At 36.6% G+C, this 22,873-nt stretch carries 12 protein-coding genes; 7 read left to right on the top strand and 5 right to left on the bottom strand.

Features of this window, described 5'->3' with window-relative positions:
* Nucleotides 1-145: 145 nt before the first annotated feature.
* The 3 genes from glnA to uvrA all read right to left on the bottom strand — a co-directional run bounded on the left by glnA (nt 146) and on the right by uvrA (nt 5,126).
* A complete protein-coding gene (glnA, locus tag GGR10_RS05190) occupies nt 146-1,555 on the bottom strand; it encodes a type I glutamate--ammonia ligase (protein WP_182480231.1) in 1,410 nt (469 codons plus the stop codon).
* A gap of 38 nt (nt 1,556-1,593) precedes the next feature.
* Nucleotides 1,594-1,932 carry a P-II family nitrogen regulator gene (locus tag GGR10_RS05185; protein ID WP_010703855.1) on the bottom strand — a complete coding sequence of 113 codons (339 nt, stop codon included), beginning with the start codon at nt 1,930-1,932 and terminating at the stop codon, nt 1,594-1,596.
* A 278-nt stretch (nt 1,933-2,210) separates the two neighbouring features.
* Nucleotides 2,211-5,126 (bottom strand): excinuclease ABC subunit UvrA, encoded by a 2,916-nt coding sequence (gene uvrA / locus GGR10_RS05180; protein ID WP_182480230.1) that lies wholly within the window; start codon nt 5,124-5,126, stop codon nt 2,211-2,213.
* A gap of 222 nt (nt 5,127-5,348) precedes the next feature.
* Here uvrA and ssb point away from each other — a divergent pair, with 222 nt between their 5' ends.
* The 6 genes from ssb (at nt 5,349) to tgt (ending at nt 12,857) form a co-directional block, all read left to right on the top strand.
* Entirely contained in the window at nt 5,349-5,858 is a 510-nt protein-coding gene (ssb, locus tag GGR10_RS05175) for a single-stranded DNA-binding protein (RefSeq protein ID WP_182480229.1), read from the top strand.
* A 516-nt stretch (nt 5,859-6,374) separates the two neighbouring features.
* Complete coding sequence (gyrA, locus tag GGR10_RS05170; protein ID WP_182480228.1) at nt 6,375-9,158, top strand: DNA gyrase subunit A; 2,784 nt, start codon at nt 6,375-6,377, stop codon at nt 9,156-9,158.
* 23 nt (nt 9,159-9,181) lie between these two features.
* Entirely contained in the window at nt 9,182-9,688 is a 507-nt protein-coding gene (coaD, locus tag GGR10_RS05165) for a pantetheine-phosphate adenylyltransferase (protein ID WP_007477123.1), read from the top strand.
* Nucleotides 9,689-9,690: 2 nt separating this feature from the next.
* Nucleotides 9,691-10,266, top strand: a complete 576-nt coding sequence (locus tag GGR10_RS05160) for a peptidylprolyl isomerase (protein ID WP_182480227.1) — start codon at nt 9,691-9,693, stop codon at nt 10,264-10,266.
* 17 nt (nt 10,267-10,283) lie between these two features.
* Complete coding sequence (locus GGR10_RS05155) at nt 10,284-10,796, top strand: peptidylprolyl isomerase (RefSeq protein WP_182480226.1); 513 nt, start codon at nt 10,284-10,286, stop codon at nt 10,794-10,796.
* Nucleotides 10,797-11,723: 927 nt separating this feature from the next.
* On the top strand, nt 11,724-12,857 hold the full coding sequence (gene tgt / locus GGR10_RS05150; RefSeq protein WP_182480270.1) for a tRNA guanosine(34) transglycosylase Tgt: 1,134 nt from the start codon (nt 11,724-11,726) through the stop codon (nt 12,855-12,857).
* An 890-nt stretch (nt 12,858-13,747) separates the two neighbouring features.
* Here the strand turns inward: tgt and GGR10_RS05145 are convergent.
* Complete coding sequence (locus tag GGR10_RS05145) at nt 13,748-14,962, bottom strand: NADP-dependent isocitrate dehydrogenase (protein ID WP_007477129.1); 1,215 nt, start codon at nt 14,960-14,962, stop codon at nt 13,748-13,750.
* A gap of 168 nt (nt 14,963-15,130) precedes the next feature.
* Between GGR10_RS05145 and GGR10_RS05140 the strand changes: the two genes are divergently transcribed.
* Nucleotides 15,131-15,889 (top strand): hypothetical protein, encoded by a 759-nt coding sequence (locus tag GGR10_RS05140; RefSeq protein WP_246316851.1) that lies wholly within the window; start codon nt 15,131-15,133, stop codon nt 15,887-15,889.
* Between the two features lie 620 nt (nt 15,890-16,509).
* On the opposite strand, the gene GGR10_RS05135 is transcribed toward GGR10_RS05140, so the two are convergent.
* Complete coding sequence (locus GGR10_RS05135) at nt 16,510-21,483, bottom strand: DEAD/DEAH box helicase (protein WP_182480225.1); 4,974 nt, start codon at nt 21,481-21,483, stop codon at nt 16,510-16,512.
* Between the last annotated feature and the right edge of the window lie 1,390 nt (nt 21,484-22,873).

Below are 22,873 nucleotides of genomic sequence, written 5' to 3'. Positions count from 1 at the left end.
CCTTAATTATTGATTCGAAAGGATTCAATCTCTTTTATAAAGGAAAAGTATCTCAATAAAAGGGTATTAATGCTCTTTAGAAAAAAACATCACAACAAATGGAGGTTTAACCTCCATTTTTAGATTAAACAATGTGACTTATTCTTTAAACAGAATAATACATATCGAATTCAATAGGATGCGGAGTCATTTCATAACGCAAGACTTCTTGCATTTTCAATTCAATGAAAGAATTGATTTGGTCGTCATCAAAAACATCTCCTGCTTTAAGAAAGCTACGATCTTTATCAAGAGCTTCAAGCGCTTCCCGCAAGCTACCTGAAACTGTAGGGATGTCTTTAAGTTCTTTAGGGGGCAGATCATAAAGATCTTTATCCATAGCTTGTCCAGGATGAATTTTGTCTTTAATACCGTCAAGGCCAGCCATTAAGAGTGCTGAAAATGCTAGATATGGATTTGCTGTTAGATCTGGAAAACGGATTTCTACGCGTTTTGAATTTGGTGAAGAACTGAATGGAATACGACAAGATGCCGAACGATTGCGTGCAGAATAAGCAAGAAGAACAGGTGCTTCAAACCCAGGAACTAAACGCTTATAAGAATTAGTAGATGGGTTTGTGAAAGCGTTGATTGCTTTTGCATGTTTAATGATACCACCGATAAAAAATAAGCAGGTTTCTGATAATCCGGCGTATTCATTTCCTGCAAAGGTTGGTTTTCCATCTTTCCAAATTGATATGTGAACATGCATGCCTGAGCCATTATCACCAAAAATTGGTTTTGGCATGAAAGTCGCTGTTTTTCCATAACTGTTTGCAATTTGATGCACAGCGTATTTAAAAATTTGCATTTTATCAGCTTCTCGAACTAATGTATCGTATTGAATACCCAATTCGTGTTGAGCTGCAGCTACTTCATGATGATGTTTTTCAACATTTACGCCCATGTCTTTTAGTGCAGTGAGCATTTCAGAACGCATGTCTTGACAAGAGTCAATAGGAGGAACTGGAAAATAACCACATTTCATACGTGGTCTGTGCCCGAGATTACCCATTTCATATTCAGTGTCATCATTTGATGGAAGTTCACTTGAATCAAGCTTAAAGCCTGTATTGTATGGGTCATTTTTATAACGTACGTCGTCAAAAATAAAAAATTCTGCTTCTGGGCCTATATTAACTGTGTCACCTATACCTAAGGATTTCATGTAAGCTTCTGCTCTTTTTGCGATAGAACGCGGATCTCTGCTATACAATTCTCCAGAAACAGGATCGAGTACGTCACAAAGTATGACTAAAGTAGACTGAGCAAAAAAGGGATCCATATGAGCTGTTTCTGGATCTGGCATCAACACCATGTCAGATTCATTAATTGTTTTCCATCCAGCAATTGAAGAACCATCAAACATGACGCCATCAGTAAATGTATCTTCACTGATTGCGGTAACATCTATTGTGACGTGGTGTAATTTACCCCACGGGTCAGTGAAACGTAAATCGACAAAGCGTATGTCATTATCTGCAATCTGTTTAAGTATGTCTGATACGGTCGTCATATGCAATTTCCTTATTGGACTAAAAATTTTTGTAAATATTAAAGAGCATCAATGCCAGATTCACCAGTACGAATACGAATAGCATCATCAATGGATGAAACAAATATTTTTCCATCGCCGCTATGTTTTGTTTGAGCTGCTTTACGTATTGCTTCAATAGCTTGTTCTAAAATTTCGTCTGCAATAACAACTTCAATTTTTACTTTAGGTAGAAAATCAACAACATATTGAGCACCACGGTACAGTTCTGTATACTCCTCTTGATTGCCAAAACCTTTTGCTTCTGTTACAGTAATCTCCTGTAAGCCAACTTTTTGAAGTGCTTCTTTCACTTCATCCAGTTTAAAAGGTTTTATAATAGCTTCAATTTTTTTCATGCTGAAATGATCTCCAACGTTATTTTATCTTTTTAGGCTACTATACATTATATTGGCAAGCACGAGATGTGCCAACAAATAGTTTCTATACGAAAAAATCAAAAATAATATAATTGTGTGTTTTTTTGGCAAACAATTCCAACATAACATATGAAGTAAAATATTATTGTATTATAGCATAAAATGGCTTGTGAAGAATAAAAACGGTACAATTATGAGTTACAAACCTTATTTTGTACATCAACATCATTGGGTGTATAAATTATTTTCAACTTATTTTAAGAGTCTGAATTATGCAAAGGTCGGCGTAACAAAAGCTCTTTTAGAAATTTTCCAGTATAGGATTCAGGAATATTTATAATATCTTCAGGGCGACCAATTGCAACGATTTGACCACCACCATCTCCACCTTCTGGTCCTAGATCAATAATCCAATCAGCTGTCTTAATGACTTCCAGATTATGCTCGATAACTACAACTGTATTGCCTTGCTCGACGAGTTCATGCAAAACTTCAAGAAGTTTTGCAACATCATGGAAATGTAAACCAGTTGTTGGTTCGTCTAAAATATAGAGTGTGCGACCTGTTGTTTTGCGTGAAAGTTCTTTGGCAAGTTTTACGCGCTGAGCTTCACCACCAGAAAGCGTTGTAGCCTGCTGCCCAACTTTGATATAGCCAAGGCCAGTTTTGACAAGAGTCTTCATTGTGTTGTGAATAGCAGGAACAGCTTGGAAAAATTTTTCAGCCTTTTCGACTGTCATATCAAGTATGTCAGCAATGGATTTTCCTTTAAATTTTACTTCTAGCGTTTCTCTATTATAGCGTTTTCCTTGGCATATATCACATGTAACATAAATATCAGGTAAAAAGTGCATTTCAATTTTAATAACACCATCGCCTTGGCATGCTTCACAACGCCCCCCTTTGACATTAAATGAAAAACGTCTTGCTTGATAACCACGAGCCTTCGATTCAGGAAGTTCAGCAAACCAATCGCGGATTGCGGTAAAAGCACCAGTATAAGTTGCTGGATTAGAGCGTGGGGTGCGCCCAATAGGTGATTGATTAATATCAATGACCTTATCAAGTAATTCTAGTCCTTCAATTTTGGTATAGGGTGCTGGATTTTGATGACTTCCCATAATGTGGCGCGATGCAGCTTTAAACAGAGTTTCAATGAGAAATGTTGATTTTCCTCCACCTGAAACACCAGTTATGCAAGTGAAGGTTCCAAGAGGGATGTCGGCATTGATATTTTTAAGGTTATTACCTTGAGCACCAATCACTTTGAGTACTTTTGATTTTGATATTTTACGTCGCTTGGCAGGCATAGTAACTGCCATTTTTCCTGAAAGATATTGGCCTGTAAGCGAAGATGGATTGTTCATGATTTCCTGTGGTGTACCTTGAGCAATAACTTCTCCACCGTGAACACCTGCAGCAGGGCCAATATCCACTACATAATCTGCAGTAAGAATGGCATCTTCATCATGTTCAACAACGATAACTGTATTGCCAAGATCACGTAAATGGCACAGCGTTTTTAGAAGAAGTCCATTATCGCGTTGGTGTAAGCCAATAGATGGTTCATCTAAAACATAAAGAACACCTGTGAGACCAGAACCAATTTGAGATGCTAGCCGAATACGTTGACTTTCTCCACCTGAAAGTGTTCCTGAATTTCGAGATAAGGTAAGATATTCAAGTCCCACATGATTTAAAAATTCTAAACGTTTACGGATTTCTTTTAAAATACGCGCTGCAATACTACGTTGTTTTTTATTAAGATATTGATCAATATTAGCAAACCAATCATTTGCTTTTAGGATAGAGAGTTCTGATACTTGCCCAATGTGCATTTCGTGAATTTTAACACAGAGTGCTTCTGGTTTTAACCGATAACCATTACAAGCTCGGCAAGGTGAAGAAGACATGTAATATTCGATTTCTTTATATGAACCAGCGGAATCAGTTTCTTTCCATCGCCGTTCCATATTTGGAATAACGCCTTCAAAATATTGGGTTGTTGTGTTAGAGCAGCCTTCATCTTCATGGATAAGGGGGATTTCTTTTGTTTTTGTACCATATAAAATAGCACGCCTGGCTTCATCTGAAAGTTCACACCATTTATCTGTGAGTTTAAATTCATAGGCTTTGCCTAACGCTTTTAGTATTTGGTTGTGGTAAGGTGAGGGTGATTTAAACCAAGGGACAATAGCTCCAGATTTTAAAGTAAGATTTTCATTGGGTACAATTTTTGTTGGGTCGATTGCTTTTTGAATGCCAAGCCCATCACAAGTAGGACAAGCACCAAAAGGATTGTTGAATGAAAAAAGACGTGGCTCAATTTCAGGAATAGAGAATCCAGATATAGGGCAGGCGAATTTTTCTGAAAAAATGAGTCGTTTATGTGTTTCATTTTTTGATTTATTGGCAGATTCCTTTGAGGTTTCCTTTATTGTCAAAGGTTGATCTGCCATTTCAGCAATCGCAAGTCCATTTGCAAGCTGCAGACAGGTTTCTATACTATCAGCCAAACGAGAAGTAATATCATGACGCACAACAAGGCGGTCTACCACTACATCTATATCATGTTTGTATTTTTTGTTAAGAGGAGGGATATCAGGAATTTCATAGAATTTGCCATCAACTTTGGCACGTTGAAATCCTTTTCTTAAAAGTTCTGCTAACTCTTTTCTATATTCGCCTTTTCTTCCTCGTACTAAAGGCGCCATAATAAAAATCCGCGTACCCTCTGGTAAGGCCATAATTTGGTCAACCATTTGGCTGATTGTCTGATTTTCAATAGGAAGGCCTGTAGCAGGTGAATAAGGAATACCGATACGGGCAAAGAGAAGGCGCATATAATCGTAAATTTCAGTTACAGTACCAACTGTTGAACGAGGATTGCGGCTAGTGGTTTTTTGTTCAATAGAGATAGCAGGGGAGAGACCATCTATTTGATCAACATCTGGCTTTTGCATCATTTCCAAAAACTGGCGTGCATAGGCAGAAAGGCTTTCAACATAACGACGTTGGCCCTCGGCATAAATTGTATCAAAAGCTAAGGATGATTTACCTGAGCCAGAAAGCCCTGTTATAATAATTAATTGATTACGAGGTAGGTCAAGATCGATGTTTTTAAGGTTATGTTCACGTGCGCCGCGAATAGAAATATATTTTTGGTGAGACATGCTGATCCTTGGCGTATGAACAAAAATTTTACACTATTATGTGAAATAAGGTCTTTTCTTTGAAATTACAATGTGTTCCATTATTATAGTGGGAAAGAAGAGTGTAAATTCTTTTGGAAAAAAGAGTAAAGACACAGCTTTTTTCCTTTATGATGAACATAGTTATATGTTTTTATCATCTTTTACTATAATGAAGTAATTTAAAATTTTGGAGTTTGTACAATGGCTGGTAGCCTTAATAAAGTTATTTTGATTGGTAACCTTGGTGCTGATCCTGAAATCCGTCGTTTGAACTCTGGTGATCAAGTGGCAAATCTACGTATTGCCACTTCGGAAAGCTGGCGTGACCGCAATACGAATGAACGTAAAGAACGCACTGAGTGGCATAGTATTGTTATTTTTAATGAAAACCTTGTAAAGATTGCGGAACAATATCTAAAAAAAGGCAACAAAATTTATATTGAAGGTCAATTGCAAACACGCAAATGGCAAGATCAAAATGGTAATGATCGTTATACGACAGAGATTGTCTTACAAAAATATCGTGGTGAATTACAGATGCTTGAAGGCCGTGGCGCTATGGATGGTGGCGAGAGAATGCAAGACACAAATCCGTTAGGCAGTGGTGACTTTGGTGATAGTAGTTTTGATCGCAAAGAGGATTTTAGTCAGAACAATAATTATTTGGAAGGGAATTTCTCACACCAATTGGATGATGATGTACCGTTTTGATAATCTATAAAAATATTATTATTGCTTTTTCATTTTCAAGTAAGAAGGGTAAATTTCTAATTTGAGGCTTATTTTCTTATAAAAAAATAAAAAAACTTATTTTGTATCATGCAGTTAGACTGATCAGTAAATGTATTAGAAGATATTGTGATAGGTTATAACATAGGGCGCTTGTGTCGTGCCCTCATGTCAAAAATATGTAAGTAGATTGAAGATGATGAAGATTATTGTAAAGGCAATGGTCTATTTTTAAAAATCTTTATTTCAGTGTTTTTATTGAAAAGATTGCTTAAGATAAGCGGGGAATTTGAAGAGATTCATTGAGTATTGTTTATTTCGTTTTTTAACTCAGGGGAGTGAGTTATATTCATTTTATTTCTGATTTTTCATATAAACAAATAATATGTTGGAAATTATTGTTCAATTCTCACTCTCTTGTGGGCAGGGGAGTTAGCATTTTAAAGTATTTTTCGATATAAACGATCAAAATGATTCTTTTTTGAAAGTATTGAAACTGTGACCGATCTTACTCCACTGACAGAACGTGATGTGCTGACCGGTATTGAGCCAGTTAGTATTATTGAAGAAATGCAACGCTCTTATCTCGATTATGCGATGAGCGTGATTGTATCACGTGCATTACCTGATGTGCGTGATGGATTAAAACCTGTTCATCGTCGTATTCTTCATGCGATGAATGAAATGGGTCTTTCTTTCAACAAATCTTATCGTAAATCAGCAGGTGTTGTCGGTGAAGTGATGGGAAAATTTCATCCCCACGGTGATGCTTCGATTTATGATGCATTAGTGCGTATGGCACAGGATTTTTCTTTGCGAAATCCACTGATTGACGGGCAAGGGAATTTTGGTTCCATTGATGGTGACCCACCTGCAGCGATGCGTTATACAGAATGTCGTTTAGAAAAAATTTCAGAAGAACTTTTAACTGATATTGATAAGGATACTGTTGATTTTCAAGATAATTATGATGGGCGTGAACGTGAGCCTATGGTTTTACCAGCACGTTTTCCTAACCTTTTGGTAAATGGGTCGGGTGGTATTGCTGTAGGAATGGCGACCAATATTCCTCCACATAATCTTGGTGAAGTTGTTGATGGGTGTATCGCTTTAATTGATGACCCCAGTATAACGCTAGATGAGATGATTAAAATCATTCCTGGTCCTGATTTTCCTACAGGGGGTATTATTCTTGGTAGTTCGGGTATTCGTTCAGCGTATGAAACGGGGCGGGGTTCAATTATTATGCGTGCTAAAGTCGATATCGAAGAAATTCGTAATAATCGGCAGGCAATTATCGTAAGTGAGATACCTTACCAAATTAATAAAGCTGCAATGATTGAAAAGATAGCTGAATTAGTTCGTGATAAGCGCATTGATGGAGTTTCTGATTTACGCGATGAATCTGATCGTGATGGGTATCGGGTTGTTATTGAGCTTAAGAGAGAAGCTGTTGCGGATGTTGTTTTAAATCAACTGTATCGTTATACGCCGCTGCAGGCCTCTTTTGGTTGTAATATGGTTGCGTTGAATGGCGGCAAACCTGAGCAGATGACGTTGCTTGATATACTTCGTGCATTTGTTTCTTTCCGTGAAGAAGTGGTGAGTCGAAGAACAAAATATCTTTTACGTAGAGCGCGTGAGCGTGCACATGTTTTAGTTGGGCTTGCTATTGCTGTTGCTAATATTGATGAAATTATAGCATTAATTCGCAAAGCATCTGATCCACAAATAGCGCGCGCGCAATTAATGGAGCGGCGTTGGTTGGCTGTTGATATAGCACCTTTAATTAAGCTTATTGATGATCCTCGTCATATTATCCATGAGGATAATACATATCATTTATCGGAAGAACAAGCGCGAGCTATTCTAGAGTTGCGTTTGCAAAGGTTAACAGCGCTTGGTCGCGATGAGATTGCTGATGAATTAAATAAAATTGGTGTAGATATTACCGATTATCTCGATATTTTGGCATCGCGTTCACGAATTATGGGTATTGTTAAAGATGAACTAAACGCTCTTCGTGAAGTATTTGCAACTCCTCGGCGCACTGTTTTTGGTTTCGGTAGTGCGGATATGGATAGTGAAGATCTGATCGCACCAGAAGAAATGGTGGTGACGGTTAGTCATAGTGGCTATATTAAACGTGTGCCTTTAAATACGTACCGTGCCCAACGTCGTGGAGGTAAAGGGCGTTCTGGTATGGCTACAAAAGATGAGGATTTTGTAACTCGTTTATTTGTAGCTAATACACATACACCGGTTCTTTTCTTTTCATCGCGTGGAATTGTTTATAAAGAGAAGGTTTGGCGTTTGCCTATTGGTACGCCGCAATCGCGTGGGCGAGCTTTAATTAATATGCTGCCCTTGCAACAAGGTGAGCGTATAACAACAATTATGCCTTTACCAGATGATGAGGAAGATTGGGGCAAACTTGATGTTATGTTTGCAACAATGCGTGGGACTGTACGTCGCAATAAATTATCAGATTTTGTTCAAGTTAACCGTAATGGTAAAATTGCAATGAAATTTGGTGAAGAAGGAGATGAGATTCTTTCTGTAGAGACCTGTACAGAGTATGATGATGTTGTCCTTACAACGGCGAATGGACAATGTATTCGTTTTCCTGTGAGTGATGTTCGTGTGTTTGTTGGGCGTCATTCAATGGGGGTACGTGGTATCAACATGGGTGATAGTGATAAAGTCATTTCTATGACTATTTTAAAGCATGTTGAAGCTACGTCGACTGAGCGTTCTGCCTATATTAAACGCGTGATCAGTGAACGGCGTGCAGCTGGTGCAGATGATGAAGATATTGTCATTGGTGATGAAGAGTCAGAAACAACCGTAACAGAATTAACAGATGAGCGTTATATGGAGCTTAGTGCCCATGAACAAATGCTCTTAACAGTTAGTGAGTTTGGTTATGGGAAACGGTCTTCCTCTTATGATTTCCGTATTTCAGGACGTGGCGGAAAAGGGATTCGCGCAACCGACCCATCTAAAACAGCTGAAATTGGTAAGTTAGTGGCAGCCTTTCCGGTGGAAGCGCAAGATCAAATTATGCTTGTCTCAGATAAAGGGCAGCTTATTCGTGTTCCTGTTAATGGTATTCGCATAGCTGGTCGTTCAACCAAGGGGGTAACGATCTTTAATACAGCAAAAGGTGAGAAGGTTGTATCGGTTGAGCGTATTTCTGAGCCTGAAGTTAATGCTAGCGAACCAGATGAGGAAGAAAGTGAGCAGCATTGCAATGCGGTTGATGCGAACGACGAAATATAATTGTGAAAACATTGGAGTAAATGATGACCATTGCTCTTTATGCAGGTTCTTTTGATCCTATTACAAATGGTCACCTTGATGTTTTGCAAGGCAGTTTATTATTGGCTGATGAAGTGGTGGTGGCTATTGGTATACAAAGTGGAAAGCAATCACTTTTTAGTTTTGAAGAGCGTGTTGATTTAATTACCCAAGTTGGGAAAGACTTATTAAATATAGGTCCTGATCGGCTGCGAGTTATTGCATTTGATAATCTTTTAATTAATAAGGCGCGTGAAATTCAAGCTTCGTTTCTTATTCGTGGTTTGCGTGATGGTACTGATCTCGATTACGAAATGCAAATGGCAGGGATGAATAAGATTATGGCTCCTGAATTACAAACTGTTTTTTTACCGGCAAGCGTTTCTAGTCGCCCAATAACTTCTACATTAGTGCGCCAGATTGCTGCTATGGGGGGGGACGTTATGCCTTTTGTTCCTCAAAATGTTGCACAAGCTTTATGTTTGAAATTTAAATCCTTGAAGGAAAAATGATTGTGTATATTAGAATTTTTGCCATTTTAACATGTATTGTTCATCTTTTTTCATTTAATGCTTTAGCAAATGAGCATAATACCCTTGTTTTATCTCTTAAAAATGGTGATATTGTTATTCATTTGCGTCCTGATCTTGCACCAAAACATGTTGCTAGAATCAAGCAATTAACACAAGAGGGTGCTTATAATAATGTCGTATTTCATCGTGTGATCCCTGGTTTTATGGCACAGACAGGCGATGTAAAATTTGGAAAAAAAGATAGTACTGATTTTGACCTTAAGCGCGTTGGTATGGGTGGTTCAGATTATCCTAATTTAGTAGCAGAGTTTTCAAAACAGCCATTTAAGCGTGGTACTGTTGGTATGGCACGTTCACAAGATCCTCATTCAGCAAATTCTCAATTCTTCATTTGTTTTGATGATGCTACTTTTTTAAATGAACAGTATACTGTTGTTGGGGAAGTTGTAAAAGGAATGGATGTTGTCGATAAAATTAAAAAGGGCACTGTAAGTAACAATGGATCTGTAACAAATCCTGATGTTATTGATACTGCTCATTTGCAACATAATCAATAAATCAAAGGAATAATTATATGGTTGAGATAAAAGACCCAGAAAATACATTAATTCTTGAAACAACAAAAGGCAATGTAGTGATTGAGTTGTTTGCTGATTTAGCTCCTGGTCATGTGGTACGTATTAAAGAGTTAGTGCGTGAAGGTGCTTATGATAATGTTGTTTTTCATCGTGTTATTGATGGCTTTATGGCTCAAACTGGTGATGTGAAGTTTGGAAAAAAAGATAGTGAGAAATTCGATTCATCACGTGTGGGTATGGGGGGGTCAGATAAGCCTGATTTGAAGGCAGAGTTTTCAAATATTTCTCATAAACGTGGTACAGTTTCTATGGCACGCAGCCAGAATCCAAATTCTGCTAATTCGCAGTTTTTTATTTGCTTTGAAGATGCTCCTTGGCTTGATCGTCAATATTCTATATGGGGGCAGGTTATGGAAGGTATGGAAAATGTTGATAAGATCAAGCGTGGTGAGCCTGTTGTAGAGCCTGATGCGATTATCAAAGCCAGAATTGCTGCAGATACAAAGTAGTATTAGAATATTGTGCAGATAATTTCTGTTTACGGTTTAATTTGGAATTTTATTGAAGTTGGTGTGAACTGTGTATTTTGGTGTAAATAGAATTTTTCAATTTTGAATTATTTCGAAATAACAAGCCTTATTGAAATTGGCTTTTTTACATCAGAATACACGGTTGCTTTATATTATGTTTTTCAAAACAAATATTACAAGATTTTTATGTTTGTAATTTTCTAAGTTTTTTAGTGAAAAAATGCACTAGGTTTCATGAAGTAAAATATTATTCCGGTATAGCTGAAAAATATTTATTTTTGTTTTGGTTCTGTTACTCCAATTTATTCGAGTAAAATATTATTTCTGTCTTTAAATGTTGAAAAGATATTGAAAAGGGAAGAAATGCTAAAACTATTTTTATTTGTAAAATAAAGTAGCAACCCAGATTATCAGTTTATATTTTAGCAAGAAATTTCACGGTAGGCTTTAAAGCTATAAAATAGAGCACTATTTTGTTTCATAATGTAGAAGATGTGTAATTTTTACTCTGAGCGTAACAAGTATGCGTGATCATAAAATGGATTGAGACAAATTGATTATATTCATACTAAAATTGTTCAAGCATTTATGGTACTAAACACATAAAAATAAAGTCATTTGTTATCAAAATACAATACTTAAGGTTATTTAAGACTGTAGTGGATAAATGTTAGTGTTTTAAGGTATATAATCCAGACACTACAGATATTTTTATTCATCTGGCTGTTTTTAGTGTGTTGATTGTTTGATAATAAATTCTCATTTATTTTGTTGAACTCTCTTAAGGCTGATTTCAGTGTTTAGTAGAGTCAAATCATTTATGGCGCTTATAATAATGCGATCAAAAAAGAAATTATGTTTGGTTGCTAGGCGATATGAATTTGTTCAATCAAAAAGACGAAAATGATGATTAAGACGTTTCACTATAACAAAATCGCTCAAGATGGACAGGCTCGTTTGGGTGAAATTATAACAAAACGTGGACGTATTCGTACACCCGCATTCATGCCCGTTGGAACGGTAGGGACCGTTAAGGCTATGTATATGGATCAGCTACGTGATCTTGGGGCAGATGTTATTTTGGGTAATACTTATCATTTAATGTTGCGGCCTGGGGCTGAGAGGGTTGCACGTTTAGGAGGCTTACATGAATTTGCACGTTGGCCTGAACCTATTTTAACGGATTCTGGTGGTTTTCAAGTTATGTCCCTTTCAGGGATTTGTAAAATCACAGAGAAATGTGTGATTTTTCGCTCTCATATTAATGGAGCGTATTATGAAATGAGTCCAGAACGTTCTATTGAAATTCAAGGACTGCTTGATTCTGACATTCAAATGCAGCTTGATCAATGTATTGCATTACCTGCAAGTGAGAAAGAAATAGAAGCTGCCATGGAGCTTTCATTGCGTTGGGCGCAGCGTTGTAAGACAGCTTTTGGTAATCAACCAGATAAAGCGATGTTTGGTATTGTTCAAGGCGGTGATAATATGAAGTTGCGTGAACGTTCTGTTCAAGCATTGAAAGAGATGGATTTGAAGGGCTACGCTATTGGAGGACTTGCAGTTGGTGAATTTCAAGATGTTATGATGGCGGTATTGGATGCTACTTGTTCTCTTTTGCCAGAGAATAAACCACGCTATCTCATGGGAGTGGGCACTCCAGATGATATTTTAAAAAGTGTCGCTCGAGGTATTGATATGTTTGATTGTGTTTTACCAACGCGTGCTGGGCGTCATGGTTTAGCTTTTACCCGCTTTGGTAGAATAAATTTGCGCAATGCACGTTATGCAGAAGATTCTCGCCCTCTTGATCCACAATCGCCTTGCCCTGCTGCACGTGATTATAGTCGTGCTTATTTGCACCATTTAGTCAAATCTAATGAAGCTCTTGGTGGCATGTTGTTAACTTGGAATAATCTTTCTTATTATCAACAGCTTATGCAAGGTATTCGTACTTCCATTAAAGCAGGATGTTATGCTGATTTTTGTGCAGAAACAAGTGCCTTATGGGAGCAAAGCAATAAGGCATTAGCGCATTAAGTATGTGTCTATTTTTGGCGGTATTTGAATTGTTTTTCATTGTGTTAAGTTTATTTTCTCATGAAGAGAGTTTTTCTTAACAGTTTTGATTGACGAGAGTAACTTTTTTGAAAAATATAAAACTGCGCTATCATAAAAAATGAATTGCGCAGTTTTATTGAAACATTTTCTCTGTACTGTTAATTTACAGAGATTATTGCTCCGATACGCATTACCTGATCCGGAGAAAAACAGTTTGTTTTCTGTTTCTAGATAACTTTTTAGATTAACAATGTTAATTACAGGTTAGTGATTTCTTAAAGAAGTATGAAAATTGCATTTTTTATACAAGATCTTTAAATACGCAACATATATTAGCATGGTGCTGTTTATTATGTTTCAACCAATATTATGAACACTCGTTTTTTGTTTTACTTAATTTGCTGTTACAGTTTGTAAGCAGTTGCTTGTATAACATTTATTTCAAAATTATGACTATGGTTGATTTAAATGCTGAAAAATAGCATCTGAAAGCTTGTTAATAGTATTACACGTCATTTTGACGATTACGATTTATTCAAGCTAATACAACTTAAATTGGATGAGCTTGCGAGAAGAGGGTAAGCTGCTTTTATTTTTATGACTGTTGTTGTTTTATGGGTTTGATAATAAAAGCTATTGAATAAATAGATTTGATAAATACTTCAAAGTATCTCTCTTTTGCAATATTCACATTAGAAAATGTGCGTATATTAATATTAACAGTGTCAATATTTTATTCTTATAAAACAGTATGTTTCATTATTTTTTGCATTGAGAAAGAAATTGCCTGTTTCACTTAGAATACAGTTTTTTAATTTTGCAAAAACCCCCAAGCTCTCCTTTCGCAGAGCTTGAGGATTTTAATTATATTAATTAGCCATTTCTTTTTTTAGATTTGCATCAATTTTATCGAGAAATCCTGTTGTAGAAAGCCATTTTTGTTCTGGTCCGATCAAAAGTGCGAGATCTTTTGTCATAAAACCTTCCTCAACAGTGTGAACACAAACTTTTTCTAATGTAACAGCAAAGTTTTTCAACTTCTCATTGTTGTCAAGTTTTGCACGATGAATCAGACCACGTGTCCATGCAAAAATAGAGGCGATAGAATTTGTTGATGTTTCTTCACCTTTCTGATGCTGACGGTAATGACGTGTTACTGTACCATGCGCAGCTTCTGCTTCAACAATTTTACCGTCTGGTGTCATAAGAACGGAAGTCATAAGACCAAGGGAACCAAAACCTTGAGCAACGATGTCTGATTGAACGTCACCATCATAGTTTTTACATGCCCAAACATATCCACCTGACCATTTGAGTGCTGAAGCAACCATATCATCAATTAAGCGATGCTCATAATGTAATTTGCGGCTTTCAAATTCAGTTTTAAATTCTGTATCGAATATTTCTTGAAAGATATCTTTGAAACGACCATCATAGGCTTTTAAAATAGTGTTTTTTGTCGAAAGATAAACTGGAACATTTCGTTGTAGGCCGTAATTGAAAGATGCGCGGGCAAAGTCGCGGATTGATTCATCAATATTGTACATGGCCATAGCAACCCCTGCGCTTGGGGCATCAAAAACATCGTGTTCTATAATCTGACCATCATCACCAACAAATTTGATACTTAGCTTCCCTTTACCAGGGAATTTAAAATCAGTTGCTTTATATTGGTCACCAAAAGCATGACGCCCAATAATAATAGGTTTTGTCCAGCTAGGAACGAGGCGTGGGACATTTTTACAGATAATGGGCTCACGAAAAATGACCCCTCCTAAAATGTTACGGATTGTGCCATTTGGCGACTTCCACATTTTTTTTAAGTTAAATTCTTTAACACGTGATTCATCAGGAGTGATAGTTGCACATTTTACACCAACTCCATATTGTTTAATAGCATTGGCAGAATCAATAGTAACTTGATCATTGGTTTCATCTCGGTTTTTGATGGAAAGATCATAATATTTAAGATTAATATCGAGATAAGGGTGGATCAATTTGTCTTTTATATGCTTCCAAATAATACGGGTCATTTCATCACCGTCGATTTCAACGACGGGATTTTCTACTTTGATCTTTTCCATTAGAAGTCCTTTTTCATTTAAGTAATATTACCTTCTATAACACTTTCAAGTCTATGATGAAAAGTAAAAATAAGTGATAATAGAAGAGTATTAAATTTCATAAGCAAAGAGTTATTGAATATATCAATAAGCTGTTTTGTAATTTTTATTTTTTAAAACAAAATTATAATGGATAAAAATAAACTTTATGAAATAACCTTTGTTTTTTTCTGTATTTGTTTTAATATTTATTTATGTTATATAAAGGTGTTATTGGAATACATCAGCTCAGATGGGGAGGGGAGAAGAATGGTTTTTATTAATTCATCTCAGTTAAACATAAAAATTGATGAATATCAAAAGCACAGTTTACCTATAGAGCAGCATTTTGGCGAAACGCCTCACGACACTATTCAGGCACCATCTGTATCTATTGATACTAAAGATATTTTTCCTTTAAAATTTTATGATGCATTATCATATATTAAAGAGGTATCTGATGATAAAATTCAAACTGCCGAAGCTTTATCTCCTGTAATGGAGTCCACTCATTCTGTTGCTTTGTGGGGAGATTTAATTGACGCTGATTCTTCACAATTTCAAGGTTATGATGATGTTCCAAGTGGTCACTTTCAAATTTATGCTCCTTTGACAATAAGCGATAATCAATTGAAGGATCTTGTACATTCCTTAGCAAAAGAAGGTAAATTGCTTGGAGGATCACAAGCTTTATTTAAAGCTTTAGATCATAATACTGCCAGAATATACAATCAATCAGCGATGGAAAATTTTACTGGAAGACCTGTTGATTGGAAAAAAGGCTATATGTTTGGCACAATGTGGGATCGCCGCGTGATTGATGAAAAATTAATTCAACAATTTGAACAAGAAGGTAAGCAGATATTTACTGGAGCTATAGGATCTATACATTTTTCTATTGTGTATTAAATGTTTTATAAAATTGTTTAATCCATTTATAGATTTGTTAAAATTTTACGATAATTTTTATAAAAAATTGCGTCTTGTGAATAAGTTAGTCAAAAAGATTTGTAAATTTTATGGTCATTTTGCCTGTCACTAAGATTATAATCTACTAGTTTAAATACAACTCAACACTATAAGGAAAGAGCTGTAACTCAAAAATAAAATCACTAACCTTAGTTTGGACTAGTTTTTTGAGAAAACCTAGAAAATATTAAAGTTTTTAGCTTAAATCTTATCTAATTTTAATAGTGTAAGTGTTTTTTGACATTGCACTTAGGGATAGCTGCACGACATTAATAGATAGAAAAATATCTAGCTTTAAAATTCTTTTCTACATTTATGAAATCTATTTTAGAACGTATAAGTAACAATGAACGCTTTTATTATTGGTATTTGAGTTTCTGTATTCTTTACTAATAACAAAAATAACGGGATTTTCTTCTTCGATAAACTATAAACGAAAGCTTTTGGTAATCAAAATTTTTAAAAGTATAAGCACTCTTAAACTATTCTTTCCTATTTTGAAAATTTAACAACATTCCTTTTTATCTAAGAAAATAATTCTCAATTTTGCTCAAATTCTTTTAGTGTATAGTTTTTTGAGTATCTTCAATTTCTCTTATTTCTAATTTTGGAAGATTACGAACAATTTTCATTGTTTCTAAACTTACAGTAATTACCCGTTGAAACAATTCTAAGGGATAAGCAGGGTTACCAACAGTCTCCACAGCATAGCGATTAGCATCATTAACAATGCCACTTGCTTTATCAATTTTCACAATTTGCCTATCCATAACCCATTCAAGAGCAGGTCTACCGTTTACTATATAGTCATAAGCTTCCAATGGGATATTTTGCATAGTAATTTGTGCATTATAAATTACAGTGCTTTTATCAATATCACCACGCTTACCAGCAAACTTCATCTTTTCAACACGATAGAAATTCACTTCATCATCAATAACCCAAATGCTTGGATCACCCTGTTTATAGGTGACGGGATATGGCTCGACCTCTTCATAATTTGTATGCAAATCACCAAGCTTTCGACCAGCTTCAGCAAAAGCCCAAAAATCCTCTATCTTTTTAACCGTTGGAATACGAGGCAATTGTTTAGAAAGATTATGAGCATAACGGATACGATAATCTTCAGAATGTAAAACCCCATAAACATAAAAGAAGAGATCATCTTTTGTAATTGTTTCATCAGGGTAGGCTTCTTTAAAATACGCTAATCCTTCATCAGTTATAGCATCACGTCGCTGTAAGCCATCTGCCTTGGCTTCCTTTACGCAATTTTCAAATAAATGAATCTGCTCCTCATCTTTATTGTCTAAAGATGCAGCATTTTCGTAAACATATCGTGGAAAACATTGACTTTTCTCCAGTGCGTCAAGATTAGGTAAATCCTTAGTCATAATAACAGAAAAGTCCTTTTTGACTCCAATGCCTGTGATTTGTATCACTCTGTTTTCGACTGCCTTTTCCATAGGAAATATGAGCGGCATTTGATATACTCTTTCGTTAAGAGCACGATTATAGTAAAGCCACTGGCATGTAAAAGGTCTATAAAGGCTCAGGATAAGACTGTCACTCTCAAATGTTAAAATATTTCCTTTGGTTAACTGTTGTTTGATAGAATGGCTCCAACTGATCTTTCTAGCGTCTGTGTTAATAAAATCATCTACAGAATTTTCACGTGCTTTGCGGTCAGAATGTAGATATGTAGTATTAAAACGTTCCACTTCATTATTATAGAAGGTAATCATATTGCTCATATTCTTTGCTAAGGCTTCACGGCTTGAATTGTATGTCCAAGCATCACGGCTAGTTACAACGCCACAAGAAAAAGTATTGAATAGTTTTAGGTTGTTATTTTTTTTATCTCCCAAGACTAGAAATTTTTCAAAATCATTGTTACGTTTGTTGAGCCAATCACCATGCTCATCTGGTGTAATCACTTGCCAGCCGTGTTCACTCTCGATGCAGCCAATACTACCCAAACGCTGCACTTCAGAAAGTTTCTCTTTTCTCGTGAGATTATCACCAATATCATAATAGTAAATTTTTCCACGTTGTTGTGCTTCGGGATTTTTAATAAGAATAGAAATAGCAATGGGGGCTCGGCTTCCCGAACCAAAAATTTTACCACCTTCTTTTCGAGAAAGTTCTCCAGAAGTTCGTTGATCCCCCCGTAAATGAAAAATATAAAGACTGCTAAATTCTTCACTTAAACATTTTCTTAAACCATTCATAGAACGCGCATTAATAAAACCTGCATTTGTAACAAAGCCTATAACTCCAGCATCATCAATACGATCACTCGCCCAACGAATTGCACGAATATAACTGTCATAAAGCGACCGTAGACTAATTCCTTTAGATCGAGCTGCATAAGTTTCACGGATACGATTATCTAATTTAGGATAGCTAATATTCTTCGCATTGTCGTTTTCACTTTTCTGCCCTACAGAATAAGGTGGATTACCAACAATAACACGAATATTCAGATTTTGCTGATGCGACCGACGTGTACTGTTCTCCTCCATCAAATCACTAAGCAGGTCTTTTTCTTGCTCCTGTTCTTGTTCATAAAGTTGAAACGTATCGGTTAAGCAAATCCCCTCGAATGGTATGTAATCTCCACCCATAATGCCATGATATGTCGCCTCAATATTAATAGCGGCGATATAGTATGCCAACAGCACTATTTCATTAGCATGGATCTCATGACGGAACTTGTATTCCATTTCCTCCCGTGTAATCAGGCCAGACTGTAAAAGCCGTGTGATAAAAGTTCCCGTTCCCGTAAAGGGATCCATGATGTTAACACCCGGTGAACCAAGCGTTTGCCCAAATTCAGTCTGTAACACCTCATTGACTGAGTGAATAATAAAATCGACAACTTCAACAGGAGTATAAACAATCCCCAGTTTTTCCGCGGTGCGTGGAAAGGCATAACGAAAAAACTTATCATAAAGCTCTAAAATCAAATTTTGTTTTGCTTGTGGATCAGTAATTCCACTGGCTCGTAATTTTACACTATCGTAAAATTTTTCAAGATCTTTGGATTCTTTTTCAAGATTAGCTTCATTCAGAACATCAAGCATACGCTGCATGGCACGCGATACAGGGTTATCACGAACAAACTGATACCCTTCAAACAATACCTCAAACACAGGGCGTGTGATAACATGCTGTGCAAGCATCTCAATCGCGTCATCTTCTGTGATGGCATCATTTAAATCATTACGCAGTTCTGCCAAGAACTTGTCAAAAGCCTGCCTAGCTTCAGTATCTGGCTTTGCTAAAATACTTGTTAAACGCGTGATATGATTTTTGGCAATTTCAGCAATATTGCTAGCCCAATCCTTCCAATAATGACGCGTACCACAATTTTTGACCATCCTTGCCTTGATCGCACGAGAAAATTCATCAACACAAAAAGAAAGTTCCCCTTGGATTTCATTTGTAGCAATAAAATCTTGCCCCGATGTTCCTATGCGCAATTCTGCAGATTTTGACCGTGTTGGTGGGAGGTCGTCTACAACAGAAGTAACAGCTTGCAACTCAGAATTTTGAGTAATGCCGATAATTTCAATCCTATTGCTTACATCTTGCCCTAATGATGCTTGATTAATCGTAGCATCAAGACGGTCATCATGAGCGCGTAAAGCATTTAAAATTTGCCAGATAACGCGATACTTTTCATTGTTGTTTAAGGCTTGTTCCACTGGAATACCATAAGGAATTCCAACTGGTAGAATAACATAGCCCATTTTTTTACCTTCAGCACGACGCATCACACGCCCAACGGACTGAACAACGTCTATCACGCTCTTACGCGGGTGTAAAAATATGATGGCATCAAGAGCTGGAACATCCACCCCTTCAGATAAACAACGTGCATTCGTCAAAACACGGCAAACATTATCCCCGGCATCAGCTTTCAACCAATCAAGCAATATACTCCGCTCTTTAGCCTTAAATTTGCCATCAACATGTTCAACTTCACATTTCAGAAATGGCTCGTTTTCAGTATTCTCTTTGTTGATATAATCAAGATATTCTTCAACAACTGCAGAAAACTCATCATGGAGCAATTCAGAGCTTTTGATGTCTTTACAAAATGCTAAAACACGCTGCATAGGGGTAGGGTCAAAGCTAACATCGGCTTTCATATCGGTTTTGGTTAGGGCCTTATAACACCCGATGATCTTTGTTGCATCATCAAGGAGAAGTTCCTTACTATCACTAAGGCGCTTTTGTACAGCTGAACTCACAAGTCCTTCATCCATTGCTAATACAATAACTTTGTAGTCCGTTAAAAGACCTTCTTGCACTGCCCATGAAAAACCGCGATAAAAAAGTGTTTTGCCAAAGATCTGCTCATCATCCATTGAAGCAAGAACTGCACCAACTGCGTTGGCTTGACTTTTTACGTTATCACCAAAAATACGGGGTGTTGCTGTCATATAAAGTCGTTTTTTTGCACGAATAAATTCATTAGAGTGCACTTTAACGAAATTAGATTCACTTTCTCCACTCAGTGTTGCACCTGTTGTACGATGAGCTTCATCACAAATGACAAGATCGAACGCAGGCAAGCCATATTTGTTTTGGGCATCAGAAACAACTTGAATGGATTGATAGGTTGCAAACACAACAGTCATTTCGTCTGCCACAACATCGCTAGCATTTTTTGCAAGTTGAGCAGCATTGGTTGTTGCTGGAAAAACAAGATCCGACACATCAATTTCAGCAATATCATCGTTATTTTTACGACGTTTTCCAACTTGTGTATCTGAACACACTGCAAAGGATCTTAAGTGGATTTGTGCATCGGTTGCCCATTCACACACCGTTTGTGACATGAGAGCAAGGGAGGGTACAAGAAATAAGACACGCTTGCCTTTACCTGCTAAATCCTCAGCAATCTTGAGACTGGTAAATGTCTTACCAGTACCACAGGCCATGATAAGTTTGCCACGGTCTGCTTCAGCAAGTCCAGCACGTACAGCATCCAATGCCTCCTTCTGGTGTTCACGCAAATCTTTTTTTGGGGCCAGAACAATTTGATTTTTAGCTGCAAAGATTTCCCAACGGATAGGACTTTCTTGCATATCAGAAAGATTGATCCGTATAACAGGGATACTTTGCCCTTCTTTCATTGTTTCAGCATTGTCACTCCAAGGTTTTTCGGTGCTGTCTATAAAAACACGTCGCTTGAATGGAGATTTACCTGATGCTGAAATAAAGCTGTCAATATCTTTTTTTCTAATTCTATAGTCTGCATCATAGAATTTACATTGGATGGCTGCAAAACCGTCTTCTTTACGAAGCTTTGCGACAAGATCTATACCGGTATCGCGAGCATCCCAACCATTTTCTTTAGCCCAATCTTTAAAGGTTTGAACATTTTCATATTCACCACATTGGGCAGGATCATGAGTGAGATAAGCAAGAGCAAGACGCTCAAAATATGTTCCTTTGTCCCGTTGGGTACGTGCTTCTTCACGATATGTCTGCAAAAGCGACTGTAGTGTCTTCTCTGCCATATATTCCCCGCTCATTATCCCGCGTAAAAGTATCTTCAACTATCGCGTTTAGAAAAACTCGTCAACCTAGCAATATATTGTTCTACACAAAAGATACAAAATTACTTAACAAATGAGCTGTTTTATTTGTAGACAGAATAAATCTTATAAATTTCTATTATTTTTTATAATAAAACAGTGAAATTATATTATTTAGCATTGTTACTTTTTATAATCGACATGCTATTTATAGTATGTTTTCGGTTGTTCATTCATGTAAATATTGGCTGCATCCTTTTGACGAATGTGATTTATATTTACAATCTCTGTCATGTATTTTTCTTTTCTATATGAATAACACCTTCACTTTCATCAGAAGAATGGAGGCGGGGCGTTATCATTTATTGTGTCATCTTTATCTGGTGTGGTGTTTATGGCGTTTTGCACTGTATTTTGTTGCGTTTCATTAAACAGTTCACACTCTATGCTTGTTGTATAACCGCCTTGCTGTATCCAATTTATATTTGATACTTTTGATACGCCATTGTTTCGGTAATATGGGTGGAAAGGTGGGGCTATTGTTACCAGTGCAGATTTATAAAAGCAGAACAAATGAGGGTATTTGATAATCTCAAACTTTCCGATAGAAAAAATGAACGCCATTATAAAACCACTTGCCCGTATTGGTAAAACAATTTCGGATCATTGGTGAATTAGTGTGGTTTGTGTAGGCTTTGGTTGTTATACTTGTGTCAGATCGCGTCAAAAGAACTTATTTAAAAGCTTACAAGAAAGGCAGAGTAATCTAGTGGATATCTTTTAAAGGGCAGAGGAAAGCAAGGAATGAAAAAATATCTTACGATTATACTTAATGCATCCGCTGCTCTTTTAGAGATTGTGGTGGATGTTTGTCAGATTAGAAAGAACGTTGAAGAACACAAATAAACAGAGGAATCTTTAAAGGCACTAACACGTGACTGGAAATAAAAGGCGAGATTAGCAAGAAAAGTGATGCTGGTATGCATTCTGGTCTTTCTGACTGGGTGTGTAGTAACAAATGAAGATGCTGCTTGTATTGGGTGGTTGCCAGTGCATTTGGATCAAAAAGATTACAATGTGATCAGTTCAAGCTTAGCAAGAGATATTTTAAAGAGTAGTGAGTGTGGGAAACATTTGTATAGGTTGTTAGAGAACCAATTCACAAGAGTTCAAGGGAATTGTTAGAGGGCAAGTTAGAAAATCTTATTCTCTAACCTTACTATTTTTGAACTTAAAAAAGGATAATAAAACCAAATAGATATAAAGCAACTGGTACGCCCAAGGGAAATTGGCTCTATCCCATGAGTAATCCAAACCTTCCCAAACGAGCTCTTCTTGATCATCAATCCAATTGCCAATGAGCTTTCCGTCT

This window comes from Bartonella chomelii, assembly GCF_014138465.1.
In the GTDB taxonomy this organism is placed as follows: domain Bacteria; phylum Pseudomonadota; class Alphaproteobacteria; order Rhizobiales; family Rhizobiaceae; genus Bartonella; species Bartonella schoenbuchensis.
This window is presented reverse-complemented; position numbering and strand designations above follow the sequence as displayed.

Coding starts and splice junctions, on each gene's coding strand:
- glnA (WP_182480231.1), bottom strand. CDS start 1,555: ATGACGACCGTATCAGACATACTTAAACAGATTGCAGATAATGACATA.
- GGR10_RS05185 (WP_010703855.1), bottom strand. CDS start 1,932: ATGAAAAAAATTGAAGCTATTATAAAACCTTTTAAACTGGATGAAGTG.
- uvrA (WP_182480230.1), bottom strand. CDS start 5,126: ATGTCTCACCAAAAATATATTTCTATTCGCGGCGCACGTGAACATAAC.
- ssb (WP_182480229.1), top strand. CDS start 5,349: ATGGCTGGTAGCCTTAATAAAGTTATTTTGATTGGTAACCTTGGTGCT.
- coaD (WP_007477123.1), top strand. CDS start 9,182: ATGACCATTGCTCTTTATGCAGGTTCTTTTGATCCTATTACAAATGGT.
- GGR10_RS05155 (WP_182480226.1), top strand. CDS start 10,284: ATGGTTGAGATAAAAGACCCAGAAAATACATTAATTCTTGAAACAACA.
- tgt (WP_182480270.1), top strand. CDS start 11,724: ATGATTAAGACGTTTCACTATAACAAAATCGCTCAAGATGGACAGGCT.
- GGR10_RS05145 (WP_007477129.1), bottom strand. CDS start 14,962: ATGGAAAAGATCAAAGTAGAAAATCCCGTCGTTGAAATCGACGGTGAT.
- GGR10_RS05140 (WP_246316851.1), top strand. CDS start 15,131: ATGGATAAAAATAAACTTTATGAAATAACCTTTGTTTTTTTCTGTATT.
- GGR10_RS05135 (WP_182480225.1), bottom strand. CDS start 21,483: ATGGCAGAGAAGACACTACAGTCGCTTTTGCAGACATATCGTGAAGAA.